The organism is Bartonella sp. MU37NMGALS (assembly GCF_042194015.1).
GTDB lineage: Bacteria > Pseudomonadota > Alphaproteobacteria > Rhizobiales > Rhizobiaceae > Bartonella > Bartonella grahamii.
The window spans coordinates 21,805-40,238 of record NZ_JBHIML010000004.1 but is presented as its reverse complement, the minus strand read 5'-3'; the positions used below and the strand labels follow the sequence as shown (position 1 = coordinate 40,238).

At 37.1% G+C, this 18,434-nt stretch carries 13 protein-coding genes; 3 read left to right on the top strand and 10 right to left on the bottom strand.

Annotation, left to right across the window (positions count from 1 at the left end; translation table 11 throughout):
* Positions 1–3: 3 nt before the first annotated feature.
* The 8 genes from ugpA to ACFIJP_RS03615 all read right to left on the bottom strand — a co-directional run bounded on the left by ugpA (position 4) and on the right by ACFIJP_RS03615 (position 12,985).
* Positions 4–888, bottom strand: a complete 885-nt coding sequence (ugpA, locus tag ACFIJP_RS03650) for a sn-glycerol-3-phosphate ABC transporter permease UgpA (protein ID WP_375625590.1) — start codon at positions 886–888, stop codon at positions 4–6.
* 94 nt (positions 889–982) lie between these two features.
* Positions 983–2,317, bottom strand: a complete 1,335-nt coding sequence (ugpB, locus tag ACFIJP_RS03645) for a sn-glycerol-3-phosphate ABC transporter substrate-binding protein UgpB (RefSeq protein WP_375625589.1) — start codon at positions 2,315–2,317, stop codon at positions 983–985.
* 963 nt (positions 2,318–3,280) lie between these two features.
* The gene (locus ACFIJP_RS03640; RefSeq protein WP_375625588.1) at positions 3,281–4,003 is read right to left on the bottom strand and encodes a glycerophosphodiester phosphodiesterase; all 723 of its coding nucleotides are present in this window, start codon (positions 4,001–4,003) and stop codon (positions 3,281–3,283) included.
* 170 nt (positions 4,004–4,173) lie between these two features.
* Positions 4,174–5,730 carry a glutamine-hydrolyzing GMP synthase gene (gene guaA, locus ACFIJP_RS03635; RefSeq protein WP_375625726.1) on the bottom strand — a complete coding sequence of 519 codons (1,557 nt, stop codon included), beginning with the start codon at positions 5,728–5,730 and terminating at the stop codon, positions 4,174–4,176.
* A 132-nt stretch (positions 5,731–5,862) separates the two neighbouring features.
* On the bottom strand, positions 5,863–7,149 hold the full coding sequence (locus tag ACFIJP_RS03630; protein WP_375625587.1) for an RsmB/NOP family class I SAM-dependent RNA methyltransferase: 1,287 nt from the start codon (positions 7,147–7,149) through the stop codon (positions 5,863–5,865).
* Between the two features lie 826 nt (positions 7,150–7,975).
* Positions 7,976–9,475: an IMP dehydrogenase gene (gene guaB / locus ACFIJP_RS03625; RefSeq protein ID WP_375625586.1), complete on the bottom strand. Its 1,500-nt coding sequence runs from the start codon at positions 9,473–9,475 to the stop codon at positions 7,976–7,978.
* A 150-nt stretch (positions 9,476–9,625) separates the two neighbouring features.
* Positions 9,626–11,197 carry a phospholipase D family protein gene (locus ACFIJP_RS03620; protein ID WP_375625585.1) on the bottom strand — a complete coding sequence of 524 codons (1,572 nt, stop codon included), beginning with the start codon at positions 11,195–11,197 and terminating at the stop codon, positions 9,626–9,628.
* Between the two features lie 402 nt (positions 11,198–11,599).
* A complete protein-coding gene (locus tag ACFIJP_RS03615; protein WP_375625584.1) occupies positions 11,600–12,985 on the bottom strand; it encodes a sigma-54-dependent transcriptional regulator in 1,386 nt (461 codons plus the stop codon).
* A 253-nt stretch (positions 12,986–13,238) separates the two neighbouring features.
* On the opposite strand from ACFIJP_RS03615, the gene ACFIJP_RS03610 reads away from it, so the two are divergent.
* Positions 13,239–13,598: a hypothetical protein gene (locus ACFIJP_RS03610; RefSeq protein ID WP_375625583.1), complete on the top strand. Its 360-nt coding sequence runs from the start codon at positions 13,239–13,241 to the stop codon at positions 13,596–13,598.
* Positions 13,599–13,874: 276 nt separating this feature from the next.
* Here the strand turns inward: ACFIJP_RS03610 and ACFIJP_RS03605 are convergent, their stop codons facing one another.
* Both ACFIJP_RS03605 and ACFIJP_RS03600 read right to left on the bottom strand, forming a co-directional pair.
* A complete protein-coding gene (locus ACFIJP_RS03605; RefSeq protein WP_375625582.1) occupies positions 13,875–14,867 on the bottom strand; it encodes an SIS domain-containing protein in 993 nt (330 codons plus the stop codon).
* A gap of 39 nt (positions 14,868–14,906) precedes the next feature.
* Positions 14,907–15,797: a UTP--glucose-1-phosphate uridylyltransferase gene (locus ACFIJP_RS03600; protein ID WP_375619497.1), complete on the bottom strand. Its 891-nt coding sequence runs from the start codon at positions 15,795–15,797 to the stop codon at positions 14,907–14,909.
* Positions 15,798–16,064: 267 nt separating this feature from the next.
* Here ACFIJP_RS03600 and ACFIJP_RS03595 point away from each other — a divergent pair, with 267 nt between their 5' ends.
* Together ACFIJP_RS03595 and ACFIJP_RS03590 are read left to right on the top strand one after the other, a co-directional pair.
* On the top strand, positions 16,065–17,321 hold the full coding sequence (locus ACFIJP_RS03595; protein WP_375625581.1) for a lytic murein transglycosylase: 1,257 nt from the start codon (positions 16,065–16,067) through the stop codon (positions 17,319–17,321).
* 14 nt (positions 17,322–17,335) lie between these two features.
* Positions 17,336–18,412 carry an SGNH family hydrolase gene (locus ACFIJP_RS03590; protein ID WP_375625580.1) on the top strand — a complete coding sequence of 359 codons (1,077 nt, stop codon included), beginning with the start codon at positions 17,336–17,338 and terminating at the stop codon, positions 18,410–18,412.
* The last annotated feature ends 22 nt before the right edge of the window (positions 18,413–18,434 follow it).

Genomic DNA, 18,434 nt, shown 5'->3' with positions numbered 1-18,434 from the left:
TTCCTAATATTGTACACGGCGCTCAATCCAGCGAAACTGAATAAAGGTTAAGACAATAACCATCAACATCAATATTGTTGATTGTGCTGCGGATGCACCGATTATTTGATTTCTAAAGCCATCGTCATATACTTTATAGACAAGGATGCTCGTTGCACGCGCAGGACCTCCAGAAGTTGTATTATCAATAATACCAAAAGTATCAAACATAACATAATTGACATTGACAATAAGAAGGAAAAACGTCGTTGGTGAAATTTGCGGAAAGACCACAGTCCAAAATCGTTTAAAGGGACCAGCACCATCAATGGCGGCTGCTTCTATTTGAGAACGTGGAACAGACTGAAGACCTGTAAGAAAAAAGAGAAAATTGTAAGAAATTTGTTTCCAACTAGCAGCTATAACAATAAGAATCATTGCTTGAGTGCCATTAATACGATAATTCCATAGCACCCCTACTTTCTCGAGAAGAAAAGGGATAATTCCGATAGTGGGATGAAAGATAAACAGCCATAATATACCTGCCAATACTGGAGCAACAGCATAGGGCCAGAGCAAAAGCATTGTATAAGCCTTTTTTGCACGGATGACACGATCAACACAGACAGCTAAGAGAAGTGATATTGTCATTGAAGCGACAGTAACTGAGATGGAAAATACTGCGGTTGTAAGAAGTGATTGCCGATAAGTAGGATCAGAAAGAACAGTTAGATAATTTTCTAAACCAATAAAGGTTGTTGTAAAGCCAAAAGGGTCTTCACGCTCAAAAGATGATTTTATTGCTTGAGCAGCAGGCCAGAAGAAAAACAAAAAAGTCACAAGAAGCTGAGGAAAAAGCAGTCCGTAAGAAAGTAGACTATTTTTAAAATATGCATGTTTTTCTTGCATTCGTAGGACTCTTTAAATGTAGAGACTTAAAAAAGATAAACAAAAAGAACTCAACTGTTTTTGTTGAGTCTTTAATGTTTAACAATAAACGAAATTAATGATTAGATTTTTCAAATTCACGCAAGAGTTTATTTCCACGTTCAACGGTCTCATCTAAAGCATCTTTCGGTGTTTTTGAACCACTAAGAACAGCTTCCAACTCTTGATCAAGAATGGCACGGATTTGTGGTAAATTACCAAATCTTATCCCTTTCGAGTTAACTGTTGGTGGATTAAGATTAATCTGTTTGATAGCTATATCTGCACCTGGCGTTTTTTCATAAAAATGCTGTTTTTTGCTCAATTCATAAGTCGCTTTTGTGGTTGGAAGATAACCTGTTTCCTGATGCCATTTTGCTTGATTTTCTGTTTTTGAAAGAAATTTAAGAAAAGCAGCTGCCCCTGCATATTCCTCTGGAGTATGGCCCTTAAACGCCCAAATAGAAGCTCCCCCAATAACTGAATTTTGGGGTGTTCCTTCTGCATCCTTATAGTACGGCAGCATACCAACTCCCACATCAAACTGAGCTTCAGAAACAATTCCAGCATGTGATCCTGAAGATTGCATAAAAATTGCACAATTTTGTGCCATAAACATTGGTGTTGAATCCAAAGCACCTGCTGGACCACCATAACGGAAAATACCTTGATCAGACCACTTTTTCAGGTCAGTCCACATACGCACTTGTAAAGGTCCATTAAATGTAAGTTCTGAATCAAGTCCTTTAAAGCCATTTTCCTTCGTTCCAAAAGGAACATTATGCAACGCTGAAAAATTTTCTATACCAATCCATTGAGCGGCATAAGCCATTGTAAAACCACAAGTTGCTGCTTTAGTCTCAAGAATTTTTTTGGAAAAGTCTTCTATATCTTGCCATGTTCTAGGAGGCTGTTCTGGATCAAGCCCTGCTTTTTTAAAGATATCTTTGTTATAATAAAGAATGGGAGTTGAAATATTGAATGGCATAGAAACGATACGTCCCTGTTCATCGGAGTAATAACCACTAATAGCAGGGAAATAATCTGTAGGATCAAATTCTTTTTTTGTATCAGCCATAAGTTGATAAAATGGATAGATTGCGCCTTTTGCAGCCATCATAGTTCCAGTACCAACGTCATAAATTTGAGCAAGCACTGGCTGTTTCTTTCCACGAAATGCCGCAATAAGTGAAATCAACCCCTCTTCATATTCGCCACGAAATGAAGGAACAACCTTATACTCAGATTGACTTGCATTAAAATCGTTAATGAGACTTTCAGTTTGCTTTCCTAATTCACCACTCATAGAATGCCAAAAGCTGATTTTTGTCTGCGCAAAACTTGCTGTTATTCCCGCTGTGGACATTATGATAGCAACCGTGGCCGCTATGGAAAGATAAAAACGACTCATGGTTCATCCTTTCTGAAGTGATGGAATACAAACTACCCCTAAATTTATAGTATTACACATGAACATGCTATGACAGTTTTATTTCAGAAATACATTCTCTCATTTAAACAGGAACCACAAAAAGGTCAAATGAATTTGTTAAATTTATTCGTTTTCTTTTATAAACTTTCTTATGTATTAACGAGATACGCGTTTATAACTATCTGAAAAAAATGAGATGGCTTAAATAAGCACAGTCACTTGGTAAAAAGATATAGATCGTAAATGTCATTCAATGGCTATTTTAATATCTGGATTTACTTTTTTAAAAAGAATTGTTTATTCTTTTGTTATTTGTCTTACAATTTCGGCTTATAACTTTAACACGATGTTGCTACTGAATTTAACGAAGAGACAAATAGAATTTTTCTTAAAATTAAGAAAATCATTTTGAAGCGCTTAATAGTCTCCTTCCTTATAGTGAGATCACGCCCCTCATGCAAAACAAAATGACATTGTATGACCAATTTCCATGCTGTTAAAAAAATCTTTCAACACATCTACATTTCATGATAGCGCCTATAAAATAAGCTATAAAACCTCTCCACTAAAGTATATAAGACTTTTTGCATGCTATCATTTTCACTTCATAAAAGTGCAAAACGACATCATTATATGAGATCCTAATGCTTTAACAAGTCTTGCATTTTAAATACGTTAAATGAATATTTTTATTCTTTTTTCAATAATTTTTTATCCACACACCAACCCTGCTTGTAATGTGCAAACGAATGATTTTGATTGATTCATTGTAAAAAGATTCGAAATAAGAGAATCCTACGTATTAAAGTCTCTTATTCACATGAATAAACTATTAATTATCATTATAAATCAATGTATTATTGTTATATATTCGATATTTTTTCTTCTTTCATTACGCTAGCTTTATGAGGATATATAGTTCTCTTTGTATTGATGTATTTTTTACCTTTGCGCACGCAATTGCAATGCGAGATCAGGTTGATCTGTCGTAATATAATGTACAGGCATGTCAAGCCAATGTGATAACCGAGCTTTTCCATTAATTGTCCATACCCCTACAGTAAAACCAGCCTCAAGAGCTGATTCAATAAAGTCCTGTGAAACAATAGAGCCATCTAAACTTAGATCAGAATAACCTAATTGCTTCCATTCAGAAAAATGACGGTACATATCACCTTCAAAATTATCAACACATGGACCAGATGATATTCCTGCTTCAATAAAAGGACGAAGGATCAAAGGATCAAAACTAATTGCAGAAACCCGTTCTGATAAATTTCGGCTTTTTATTAGCGCAAGCGCTTTTTGGGATAATATTGTTTCACGCTCCACTTCACCACATGTCTTGATTTCAAGATGCAATGCGATATTCGTTGGTGTTAAAAGATCAAGCACCTCTTCTAATAAGGGAGGTGCTTCTTGGCTTCCTTTTACGCAGAGTTGTTTGCGTGTTTCATTATCAATGTCGTGAATATACCCCTTTTTTCCAACCAATTGGTCTAGACGAAAGTCGTGAAAGACAACCACTTCACCGCTTCTCAGCAAATGAACGTCGCACTCAACTTCATCAACACCTAACGCTATAGCATTATTAAATGCCGAAAGAGTATTTTCAGGATAAAGATGAGCTCCACCACGGTGTGCAACAATTTTTTTCTCAGACATGCAAAATTCCACACTTCTCAATTTTAAACGATATTAGCGTACAGATTGCCAGATACCGGCTTATATCATATGAAAATACACAATCATTTTTAAATGATTTTTTCTACACTTTTCGAATATCAAACCCTCAGTCATATTTTATTCTTAAAAAGACTTATCCTTCATTTTAATTATTCCCATTCAATAGTGCTAGGAGGCTTTGAGGTTACATCATATACAACACGATTAATCCCTCTAACTTCGTTAATAATACGTGCTGCCGTCTTACTTAAAAACGCCATATCATAGGGATAAAAATCAGCAGTCATTCCATCTACAGATGTGACGGCGCGAAGAGCACAAACAAATTCATAAGTGCGACCATCCCCCATCACGCCAACAGTTTGAACAGGAAGAAGAACAGCAAAAGCTTGCCAAATTTCGTCATAAAGACCAGCTTTACGGATTTCCTCAAGATAGATAGCATCTGCTTCACGTAGAATTTCTAATTTTTCACGGGTTACAGTACCTGGACAGCGAATTGCAAGACCTGGACCTGGAAAAGGATGGCGACCAATAAACTGCTCTGGTAATCCTAACTCTCGCCCTAGCAAGCGAACCTCATCCTTAAAGAGCTCACGCAACGGTTCTACAAGTTTCATATTCATCTGTTCTGGTAGCCCACCCACATTATGATGACTTTTAATGGTTACCGTTTTACCAATAGCAGACACACTCTCAATAACATCTGGATAAAGCGTCCCTTGTGCTAAAAACTCTGCACCTCCTATTTTTTTAGTTTCTTCTTCAAAAACTTCAATAAAAAGGCGACCAATCGTTTTGCGCTTTTTTTCTGGGTCTGTCTCACCTTCTAAAGCATTAAGAAATATATCGGCAGCATTAACGTGAATAAGCTCTATATTATAATGATCACGAAAGAGCGTGAGAACTTCTTCTGCTTCATTCTTGCGCATCAGCCCATGGTCTACCAAAATGCATGTCAGTTGATCTCCTATAGCTTCATGAAGGAGTACCGCTACAACAGATGAATCCACTCCCCCTGAAAGACCACAAATCACACGACTTTTCCCAACTTTTTGTCGTATCGTAGCAATTGCCTGCTCACGATAAGAAGCCATTGACCAACTACCTTTAATAGCAGAGATTTTATGAATAAAATTTTGCAAAAGTTTTGTACCATCTGGTGTATGGATAACTTCAGGATGAAACTGTACTGCATAAAAATGCCTTTTTTCATCAGCAATAGCCGCATAGGGAGCTCCGTTTGAGGTCCCTATGACATGAAAACCTTCTGGTAAAGCTGCCACACGGTCACCATGGCTCATCCATACTTGATAACAAGAACCTTTTTCCCACACTCCATCAAAAAGGGCACTCTCTTCTTGCACTTTCAAAAAAGCACGCCCAAATTCACGCTCATGTCCAGCTTCAACCTTTCCTCCAAGCTGAACACACATGACTTGTTCACCATAGCAAATACCCAGAATCGGAATACCCACCTCAAAAATTTCCATTGGAGCACGCGGAGAGCCCTCATCAATAACGGAATAAGGACTCCCTGATAAAATAATAGCTTTAGGATTTATGCGGCGCACAGCTTCTAAAGCTAATTGAAAAGGAGCAATTTCACAATATACCCCCATTGCTCGTACCCGTCGTGCAATAAGTTGTGTAACTTGTGAACCAAAGTCAATAATAAGAACAGTGTCTGGATGCGATATGCTCATAGAAAACCAATCAACAATTGTAAAAGAAAACTCATGAGAGTTATGATTCAATCTTTCTCTTTTCACAAGCCTGTTTTCTTAAGAAAAAGATTATTCTCATAAAATTTATGATAAAAAATGCAAAAATATAGATCAATGTTTTTTTTGCAACACAGATAAAAAGAACCCATCTGTTTGTGTTGTGGCTGGCGACAAAGTAAGTCCATAATTTGAAAAAACTGGTTGCACAGGAGAAAAACTAAAATGTTTCTGCCAAAGCGCTGGCATATCTATTGGAGCAAAATGAGAATGTTGTTGAAGGAAATGGGAAATTTGTTTCTCATTTTCATCTGTAAAAAGAGAACAGGTAATATAAACTAGGCGCCCCTTTGGCTTAAGATAAGCTATCGCTTCATTCAAAATAGCCCTCTGTTCTGTTTGGCGTTGTTTCACCTGTTCTAATGTTAAACGCCATTTCGCATCTGGACGACGACGCCATGTTCCTGTCCCACTACATGGCGCATCTAGTAGAACTCTATCCATCTGACCTGTTAATGGTTTTAATTCTTCTCTTTGCACTCGTATTTGTACATTACGAACACCAGCGCGTCGAAGACGATCAAAAATAGGAGCCAAACGAGCTTTGTCTGAATCATAAGCATAAATCTGCCCACGATTGTTCATATCAGAAGCTAAAGCTAATGTTTTGCCCCCAGCACCTGCACAATAATCTAATACCTGCATGCTTTCTTGCGCTTCCACAAGGTGAGCAACAATTTGAGATCCTAAATCCTGTATTTCAAAGTGTCCTTTTTGAAAAGCTGGTTCCACTTGAATATGAGGATGACGGTTAAACTTTTCAATCGGTGCAATTCTTAAAGCTTGCCCAAACCATGGCAAAGATTTAAGTTTGGTTTTTGCTAATTCTTTCAACACCTTTTCTGGTGTTGCTTTTAGATTATTTACCCGTAGGTCTAAAGAAGGACGCGTTGCTAACGCAGCCGCTTCAGTGATCCAATTATCACCAAATAAAGGACGAAGATGCGCTTGACACCATTGCGGGATATCACCACGAATATAGTCTGGAGCATCCACTAATTGCTGACCTTGCCAGGATTTACGCTGTTTAGCTCCTAATAACTGCGGTGCAAACCGATCTTCTGCCAACTCACCGTCAATTTGCTCCAGCGTCATTTTTCCAGAATCTAATAAGGCACCAAAAGCGATATCTCGGATATCATCACTCTCCATACGCCATTGTAAAGAATAGCGTCGTCTTAACACATCATAAACGATTGTACCAATAGCTGCGCGATCACCTGCTCCAGCAAAGCGATGAGAAAGGCCCCAATCCTTTAAAGCTTCTCCTACTGGGCGATGCTTCATTTCTATCTCTTTGAGAACATCTATTGCTGCTTGCAAACGCCCACCTAATCGCATTCATTTCTCCCATTAAAATAATAAAATTAAATCATCTAAAAAAATAATATTATCTTCTTCTTGCCAATAAAACCTTCTCAAAGCCATTAAAAATTTACATTCAACATTAAAATGATTTGATCATGCTTTTTATAAGATCCAATATTAGAGTATCTAGATTTTTCCTTTCATCTTCTGCCCATTCACTTTTTTATCCCTCTACCTCTTATACTAAAAGATACGCAGTTATCCATAAAGACCTTATTTCCGCCATGCATTACGAAAAAAATAAACTCTTTAAATAAAATTTATGAGGATTATCTGAATAGCAGAAAAAATCAAATATCTCCCATCTTTTATGGCTATCCTTCTGAAAAAATAGAAAAAATCTTCTCATAAAATTAAAAAAGTTTATCTTACGTTCACCAAAAAATTAACTTTTTAGAAAATGCTTGGAACCACTATTTGGCATGACCGTTTTTACTCTACTGGCAACTGCCAGACAATTTAAAAGGAGAAAATAATGACTTATAATAATGAAAAAACAACTTCATCTAAAAGCCGTCATAACACAATGCCCTCAAACAACGGAAAGAAATCCGTCCAAAGTGATCAGACAAACACTCGCCAACGTGCGTCAAAGACAGGACGGAAGACTACAAAAAGTTAATTCTAATTTTATATAAATTATTTCATATAGTCTTAACAGAAAGAGTTAGAGTTTTGACCTCTAATTCTTTCCTTTTTGGGATTATTACACCAAATCACAAACAGAAAAAGCGCAGTCTTCCTTTCTCGTTCTCGGAAGATTTAAATTTATGCGATATGACATTATGCTCTTATATCTTTAAACTGGCCCACGATAGTTGGGACTCTCCCGTGTAATAGAAACATCATGCGTATGACTTTCATGGAGTCCCGCATTCGTAATACGTACAAATGTTGCTTTTTCACGAAACTCTACGAGATCTTTTGCTCCAACATATCCCATTGAAGCACGAAGTCCACCAGCAAGCTGATGTAGAACTGATGCTATAGGACCTTTATAAGCCACCTGCCCCTCCACACCTTCAGGAACCAACTTAAGTTCATCACGAACATCATCTTGAAAATAGCGATCTGCCGATCCTCGTGCCATAGCACCAACAGATCCCATACCACGATAGGCTTTAAAAGATCGGCCTTGATAGAGATAAACTTCACCAGGACTTTCTTCTGTACCTGCTAAAAGAGATCCAATCATCGCTGCACAAGCCCCACCAGCTAAAGCTTTAGCAAAATCACCTGATGCTTTGATTCCACCATCTGCAATGATGGGAATGCCCGCTTTTTCAGCAACTTCTGCAGCATTCATTATGGCTGAAAGTTGAGGAACACCGACACCAGCAACAATACGCGTTGTGCAAATAGAGCCAGGACCAATACCAACTTTTACCGCATCTGCACCACTGTCAATCAATGCCTGCGTTGCTTGAGCAGTTGCTACGTTCCCAGCAATAACAGCTAGAGAGGAAGCCATCTTTTTAATTCGTTCAACAGTTTCTAGCACATGTTGAGAATGCCCATGCGCTGTATCAATAACCAACACATCAACACCCGCGTCGATGAGGCGTTCAGCACGTTCAATCCCTCCATTCCCAACACTACTGGCTGCTGCAGCACGCAAACGCCCTTGAGAATCTTTAGCAGCATTTGGATTTAATTTTGCTTTTTCAATATCCTTAACTGTTATCAGTCCGACACAACGATTTTGTTCATCCACAACTAATAATTTTTCAATACGATGATGATGTAAAAGATATTTTGCTTCATTAAGTTTGACATTTTCACGCACCGTGATCAAATTTTCATGCGTCATTAATTCATAAATTTTTTGTTTTGGATCCGATGCGAAACGAACATCTCTATTGGTCAAAATACCAACAAGTCGTCCTGCTGTCTCACCTTTAACACTATTTTCAACAACCGGAATACCTGAAATGCCATGAGAGCGCATCAAAGATTTCGCTTCCTCAAGTGTTGCATCTGGTCCAATTGTCACCGGATTAACAACCATACCAGATTCAAACTTTTTTACTTGGCGGACTTCTTCTGCCTGTTCTGCAGGAGACATATTACGATGAATAACTCCAAGACCTCCAGCTTGAGCCATAGCAATTGCCAAACGCGATTCTGTTACCGTATCCATTGCAGCAGAAAGCAATGGCAAATTGAGCTTAATATCCGCTGCAATGCGCGTACTGAGATCCACTTGACTAGGCATAACAAGAGAATGACCGGGCTGTAAAAGTACATCATCAAAAGTCAGTGCCAATGCACCTGTCCCCGTTTCAACAATCTTTGCCATAGCAAAATTCCTTTTATAATAAAACACCGCAAGGAGCTTTAAAATACAACTGCGGTTCTCATACATGGTAGATTGGCAAAAAATTATGCCATGCTACAAACAAAATGAAAAGAAAAATAAATATTTTTTTTAAGTGTGGTTTATAAAAATTTACAATTGTGATTCAATAGGTAACCAACTTATTATTTTTGTAAATGTGCGACGCCAAAAATTGCTTTCTGGCTCATGGTCAATGCTATATTTTTTTTCATTTTCAATAAAATCCCAATAAATACGATTATTATCACCAAGACGCAGATGATAACTCATTTCTCCTGTTGTTTCTTCAGAAAACAACAAATCTAATCTTGCTGTAATGGGAGCACATTCAAAAAGAATGCCCATTTCTGTATTTAATGATGCTGATCTGGGATCAAAATTTAAAGATCCAATAAAAGCTGTTTTACGATCAATTAAAAAAGCTTTGGCATGTAAACTTGCCTTACTCGATCGAAACAACCGTAATCCATGGGTGTTGCCCTCCGATTTTAATTCATAAAGCTTAACACCACTTTTCAACAACGCCTTACGATACGATACATAACCCCCATGCACCAGTGCTACATCAGTAGCTGCTAAAGAATTCGTCAGAATTTTTACATCAACACCCTTTGAAACCAAATTACTAAAATTCTGCGTTCCAACCTTACCAGGAACAAAATAAGGTGACGTAATCTGAACCGTTTTTTGGGCATTTCCAATAACCTTTGAAAGTGCCTTCATAAGCCAATTGCTTGCTTTTTTACGCAATGCTTTTTCTGGAGGGTCAGAAAGAACAACAACTTTGTCTGCTAAAAATAACCGCCTTCCTGTTTGAATAAAACAATCAAAATTAATGTGCTGTTTGACATAATCTAAATAAACTTTTGCAACCTTGGAATCCCGAAATTTTTGTAATTTATCCTTCCAATAGCTAAGATCACTTGCGCTTTTAGGAACAACCAAAGTATGAATTGGCAAAACAACAGCACTATTCCAAAAATCATCAAAAATACTTTCCACCTTTTTAACAGAGGGTCCGATTAACATCAAATCTAAATCTCGAAAATGGGATTCTTCACCAGCATCAAAATAAGAATCTGCAAGATTACGTCCTCCTACAAAAGCGATCCTACCATCAACAATAAAAGCTTTATTATGCATTCTACGTGTAACAGTAATCGCCCGTAATATAATCTCTAAACCACGGCGTAATCCACCTTTACGCGATCGTCCTGGATTAAACATTCTCACCTCAATATGAGGGTGTTTATCTAGCGCAATATAAGCTGGATCACGTGCTTGAGCGTTAATATCATCCAAAAGAAGCCGTACCCGAACACCCCGATCCGCTGCCTTAACTATTTCACTTAATAATAGACGCCCTGTTAAATCATCATCCCAAATATAATACATCAGATCAAGGCTACGCCCAGCCTCTGCAGCTCCTATTGCACGAACGCAAAACGCATCCAAATTGCTGATAATGAGGGAAAGAGCATCTTTATCAATCCCCAATCCATTTTCTTCCTCAGCTAATTGACTGACGATACGATCAAGCTTAGTTTCATCTTTCTGAATAGGTAACGCATAAGAACATTGCCCCCTAGCATTTTTCACAAAACGCCCATAAGTGTAGATTGCCAACATAGATGCAATAAAAAAAAAGAGGACAAAACCAATAACAATATGTAAAAGAGTCAAAGAGGACAAACTTTCTATTTTAAGCTATCGCATCATCAGTAATGCAAACGATAATCCTAATCACTTTATCTTAACCGTGTAGCAGATAAAATGCCACTTCTTGCTTAAGAGAGTATAAATTTAATATTGATGATACAAAAATTTTAGCGGTAGTATTTAAAAGTTTTTAAAAATGCCTCTCTGCTTTAATAAATATAAACTTAACTAAAATTGTATAAACTGAAACAGACGATTAAAATAGTCACATAAAATTTATATTTGTTTTAAATCTACAAAATCATCCTCTATAGATAAATTTTGCAATAAATGATTGTTTTCTTAAGCCCCCCCACGGACTTTATCAAAATCCACTCTATTTTTTTGAAACTCATGCTTGTCATGAAGAGAGATTTGTTATGAATTTTACTTTCGTTCTTGATTTCTTATTGCTCGTAATTCTTCCATTTTTCTATAAAGTGTAGAGCGACCAATATGAAGGCGGCGCGCAATCTCACTCATATGTCCTTTATAATGTTTGACCGCTTTCTCGATAATATCATGTTCCATCTCTGCAAAAGTACGCACATGCCCATCTGTATTCAAAAATTTTATCGATTCTTGTTCATTATCTTCTTGCATAGCACCCTCAATGATATTGGGAACATTCATTAATGGATTTCCCATTAATTGCGGAAAATCTCGAACAGTTAATAACGGTCCTTCACTGAGTAAAATCGCACGAAATAAAAAGTTTTCAAGCTCATTTCTATTGCCAGGCCAATCATACTGCATAAGCAAGGAAAGAGCAGATCCTGCTAAACCATGGACATGTGATCGCCCTGTTTCGGTGATAATGCGATCAATCAAACGTTGTGTGATCTCTGGAAAATCATCCCTTAATTCTCGCAAAGCAGGGACGCTAATAGACAAGTGAGAAAATTGTTCAAACAAACTATGCAAAAAAAAGTTCTCTTTAACCAAGTCTTTTAAACGCGATGTTGAAATAGCAATGATCCGAAAAGGGAAAAAATCTCCTTTTGTATTCCTTTCCCTTTCTTTAAGGTAATGAGCGAACCGTTTTTGCTGTATGGGCTCAAGTCGATCAATATCACAAAGGCAAAGTGTCCCTTTCTCAAGAGAAGAAACCAATGGTAGGAATTCTTTAAACCACTGCTGATTTTCTTCTTCTGGATCAACGATGGCTGAACATTGAAAGCGAATAAAAACACCTTCCGAGAATAATCCCTCATGATGAATAATTCGGGCTAATGTCTCACGTCCTGTTCCAACTTCCCCCTCTATCAAAAGATTCTGTAAAGAAGTTGCTGCTTGTCTCGATTGTTCTAACACTACCTGCATAGCTCTACTTTTTATGCAAAGATCAGAAAACCGTAAATGATTCTCTTTTTTTCGCCGAATATCTCTAACTTCATGCTCCAAGGCAGAAATAAGAGCAAGAATATCCAAAGTAACCCTTACGCGTAATAATGTTACTGGGTGGATCCAATAATCAATAGCTCCAGCTGTTAAAGCTTTCTGGAGTAAATTCTGATTCTCTTGTTGTGCTATAACGACAATAGGAACAGAAACACCAGCAACTCTAATCATTTTAATTAAATCGCTCACACTCAAATCACTCATAACGACATCAAGGAGTGCAAGCACAATGTTTTTACGCCTGTGTAAAAGATCAATCGTACGGAGACCATTTTCTGCTTCAATGACACGATAGCCAAAACCTCGCAGCATAGCAGAAAGTTCTATCCGTCTTCCATAATCTTCACTCGCAACAAGAATAGGACCAACCATAATGTCAATAATCTCCTTTGAGACTACTTAGCAGCTTAATATAAAAATTGTTGTAAACCATAAGAAATATTTCACCTCTTGTGTTTCACTTACGAACTTCATCGAGCTGTTAATTAAATACAACATTAAGGCATTTTTTTCCATTTTTTTGCTTTTTCATTGATTTTCATCAAATTTTTCATATTGACTCATGGAGTAATTTGATAATGTTATAAAAACTAGAGAGCAAAATAATCTAAATAGAGTGCAATAAATGAAACATACCTATCATATTTTATGTCTTACAATTACCACCTTGCTGTTAGGTGCCTGTAGCTTTTCGCAATATTATAACTCAAATATGCCAACTGGAATTGATGGAAAATGGGTTGATGAGAATGGTATTATTTCTTCTTTCCACAATGGTGTTTTTGAAACGCGTGCAGCAGATACAGAAGAAAAACTATCAGAAGGGGTATATAATTATCTCAATGCCCAAAATATAGAAATTGAAATACGCTCTATTCTCCGTGGAACAATTTCTAGAGTCAATTGTACAGTGTCATATGATGCCACACAACTTCTCTGCACCTCGCATACAGGAGCACAGTTTTTTCTTAAGCGGAAATCTTAGACAAGGTACAAAGGAAGCCTCTCTTAAGAACAGAGGGAGCACATACATTAAACAGGAGGTGATCCTTTTTCCTCCTGATAGAAAATCCTCTCTAAAATACGCAAAGATACGGATATAATTTTTACCTTGAAAATTTTCTAAACATTATGAAATGCATAAAATAATCATTTTCTTCCACCAAATATCAGTAAAGCCACCTCACAATAAAATTGTTACTTTGTATCATTCAATCTATTTTAACCTAAAATAACATTTTATTTGATAGGGAACTTTAATCTACGCAGCGCCAATGCGCAAAAGATCATGAAAATGAACAATTCCTATCGGTTTTTTATCTTCAACCACGAAAAATGCACCAATATGATGATCATTAATAAAAGCTGTTGCTGCACCAACAAGTGTATTTGGTTTTACAACTTTAGGAGCCTTGGTCATCACCTCGTCAACATTAAATTTTGATAAATTAAAATGAATGTTACGTGCAAGATCGCCATCGGTTACAATTCCCATTAGTTCACCTTCTTGATTCACAACACCAACACAACCAAAATGTTTTTCCACCAAAACATTCATCGCTTCAGTCATAGCTGTTCCCTGCATAACCAAAGGCATATTATCACCCTCATGCATAATATCACACACGTATTTAAGGCTTGCACCAAGAGAACCACCAGGATGATATATTTTGAAATCGGTTGCGGTAAAACCACGCATTTCTAAAAGAGAAACCGCTAACGCATCTCCCATTGCCAATTGCATAATTGTTGAAGTTGTAGGGGCTAAACCATGGGGGCAAGCTTCTTCTATCTTTGGTAATAATAAAACAATATCAGCTTGTCGTCCTAATACAGAGTGCTTACTTGATGTCATCGCAATAAGGGGGATACGAAAACGCGCCGCATAACTCATAATACCACTTAACTCTTGAGTTTCACCAGACCATGATAAAGCAAGAATAACACCATCAGATCCAATCATACCAAGATCACCATGATTGGCTTCTGCAGCGTGAACAAAAAAGGCAGGCGTTCCAGTTGAAGCTAAGGTTGCTGCAATTTTTGTCCCTATATGACCACTTTTTCCAAGACCCGTAATGACCACATGTCCACGAGCATTTCTAATAGTTTGAACAGCCGCTTCAAAAGAAGAAGAAAGAGTTCCCAGAAGAGCTTTTTCAAGGGCTTCAAGCCCCTGCTTTTCACTGGCAAGTGTTTTAAGCGCTGATGCAACAGCACCTTGCAAAACCATATGAGGAGACGATATTATCATAATCAAATTCGATCAGTAAAATTAAATGAGAGATCTATATTATTTTTCAATATTAATGGTTTCCAGTAAATTTTTCAATGAGGCAGAAACGTGGCTATGCATGTCAGCGCGTGCTAAAGAAAATGCAACGTTGGCTTCAATGAAACCAGCTTTAGAACCGCAATCAAAAGTGCGCCCTTCTACTTGTAAACCCCAAAAATCTTGCTCATTTGAAAGCCGTATCATAGCATCTGTTAATTGAATTTCATTTCCTGTTCCTCGTTCTTGAGTGGAAAGAATATTAAAAATTTCTGGCTGCAAAATATAACGTCCATTGATGTACAAATTTGATGGTGCCGTTCCTAGCACTGGTTTCTCTACCATTTTTGTGATTTTAAAACCATTTGCAATCTGTTTACCTTTGCCAACTATACCGTATTTATGCGCTTCCTCAAGATCGCATTCCTGAACTGCAATAATATTTCCCCCACCCACCTTTTCATAAAGACTAATCATCTCAGAAAGACAGCCCTTTTTGGCTTGAATCAGCATATCGGGTAATAACAAAGCAAAAGGTTCGCCTGCAACTAATTCACGCGCACACCAAAGAGCATGCCCTAATCCTAAAGGCTGCTGTTGCCGAGTGAAAGAAGTTGACCCTGGTAATGGCTGTAAACGGTATAAATGTGCAAGATCTTCTTTCTTTCCACATTCAGCAAGTGTCGTGTATAATTCAACTTGCGCATCAAAATAATCCTCAATGACTGCTTTGTTACGTCCAGTCACAAAAATAAAATGCTCAATACCAGCTTCCCTCGCCTCATCCACAACGTATTGAATAACAGGTTTATCAACAACTGTTAGCATTTCTTTAGGAATCGTTTTGGTCGCAGGAAGAAAACGCGTACCAAGACCTGCTACTGGAAATACTGCTTTCCGAATTTTACGCACACTCACCCTCCTCAATGAATTCATATAACTTTTTTGTTTTTATTTATCATATGTTTTTACGAAATGGTAAAAAAGATATCTTATTGTTTTGATTATCATTATAATGGGCAATAAAAATGTAAAAGAGAGTATGAGAACTTATTGAAAGGATTAAAACGAATTATTTATTTCAATCTTCTCCTCTTCTTGATCATATTAACGATTAAACTAAATACAAAATAAACCTATTGCACATCTAATAAATTGAATATTAATGGGGATTTCAAAATGCAAAAAACAGAATTGAAGACTTTCTCTTTTTTAGAGAAGTCAATAACTTGGAGAACTTTTTTCACTGGCTCTGCCGTTATTTTTTCTGCTTTTTTAATGTTTTTTGTATCCCTTTCATATGCTGATAGCGGATTTAAACACTGGATTAAAGAATTTAAAAAAATAGCTATTGCTCACAATATTACCCCTTCTACGTTTCATATGGCATTTAAAGGTGTTAATGCCATTGATCCAAAAGTTCTAAAAAGCGCCGCATACCAACCGGAATTTGTTGCTCCTTCATGGAACTATTTCGATAATCGCGTCCATGATATTGCAATTGTAGAAGGACGGCGCCAAACTCAAAAATGGAACAAATGGCTTCTTCAAATTGAAAAGCGTTTTGGTGTTGACCGCAATATTCTGCTTGCTATTTGGTCAATGGAAAGCAACTATGGGAAAGTTTTAGCCAATAAAAGTGTAATGCGTGATACCATTCGCTCTCTTGCAACTCTAGCCTATGCCGATAAAAAACGTGCAAAATATGCATATACACAGCTGATTGCTGCTATGAAAATTCTACAAAGTGGCGAAATTAAACGCTCTCAACTCACTGGATCTTGGGCCGGTGCATTGGGGCATACACAATTTATTCCAAGCAGTTATCTCGCCTATGCAGTTGATATGGACCAAGATGGACGGCGTGATATCTGGAACTCTGTTCCAGATGCTCTGGCTACTGCTGCTAACCTTCTCCACAGAAATGGCTGGAAACCTAATCTTATTTGGGGAGTAGAGGTAAAAGTGCCGCAGGGAAAAAACCTTCCTGAAGGGTGGTATTCCTTTGAACAATGGAAAAAATTAGGTGTAAAACATGCAAATGGGCATCCTCTTCCTACATTAGCTGAACAAGCAATATTAAAATATCCAGATGGAGCAAAAGGACCTGTATTTTTAGTCACAAAAAATTTCTTTGTTCTGAAACATTATAATAATGCAAATCGTTATGCGTTTGCTGTTGCCCTTCTTGCTGATCGCATTGCTGGACATCCTGGATTGGTGAATGATTGGCAAAGACCTTTTCAACCTCTCACTTTCCAAGAATGTAAAGAACTGCAATCTCGCTTAAGTACACTGGGCTATTATAAAGGGAATGTTGATGGAAAAATCGGAACAGCTTCTCGCAAAGCAATTCAAACTTTTCAACTGCGTCACGGTCTAAAAGCAAATGGATACCCATCATCTCAAGTGCTTTTTCTCCTTCGCAAACAATAATGGAGACTAAGGTTTTGTCTTCTTTTCGCCTGATATACTTGACATTATTGCTATTTTCACTTTCTATTGTGGAGATCATACAGCCATCCCAAAGTGAAGCAACAAACTTCTTCAAATGGTTATCACAACATAACAAACAAACACAGCAACTACCGCAAATTATAGAACAAAAAATAGATAAGCCACAAAAAAAGATCGTAACACAAAAAAACATACAAAAACTAAAAAATGAGAATGCAAAGCGCATTCTTGTCATAGGGGATTTTACAGCTTCTGCTGTTGCCGATGCACTTAAGAAGTTTTTTATAAATAATAGCGATATCGTTATCATGAACAACACAATGCCAGCTTCCGGCTTAGTTCGAACGGATTATTATTCTTGGCAAAGCAATATTTCTAAACTCATTGATCAAAATAACCCCGATGTTATTATCATGATGATCGGTGCAAATGATAATCAACCAATCACAGACTCTTATAGCACAATTAACACAGATCAATCAGAATGGATGCACATCTACAAACAAAGAGTTATCGAAATTGCTGAAAGTCTTCATGCCTCTAGAAAATCATGGATATGGATAAGTCAACCTGCCTTTAGAAATAACCTTTTGACACAAAAAATGAAAAATTTTAATGCGCTCTATAAACAAGAAACAGAAACAGCAGGAGGATATTTCCTCGATATCTGGAGTGGCTTTAGTGATGAGACAGGAAATTTTTCTTTTTCAGGCTATGATATTAATGGAAAAATAACCAAATTACGCACCAATAATGGCATGCAATTCACCCCTGAAGGAAAGAAAAAACTTGTCTCTTATTTAGAAAAACCATTGAACAATATTTTAAATTTTTATGCCTTTTCTCATGAAAATCCTTACTCAACCGATCAAGCTATTCAAAAACTTATACAAGAATCAGAGAATCAAGAGCGGAGTAATATTATGCGTCAGCCTCCAATGAGCCTCGATGATATGGCACAACAAAACACTCACCTTTTAGGCAAAAGAAAGTCAAGTTTTATAAAAAAATCATGGTTTCCACCAAATGGGCATCAAAAAGATCGAGCTGATAATTTTTCTTTCCCATAATGTCTCTTTAAAAGACAAAATC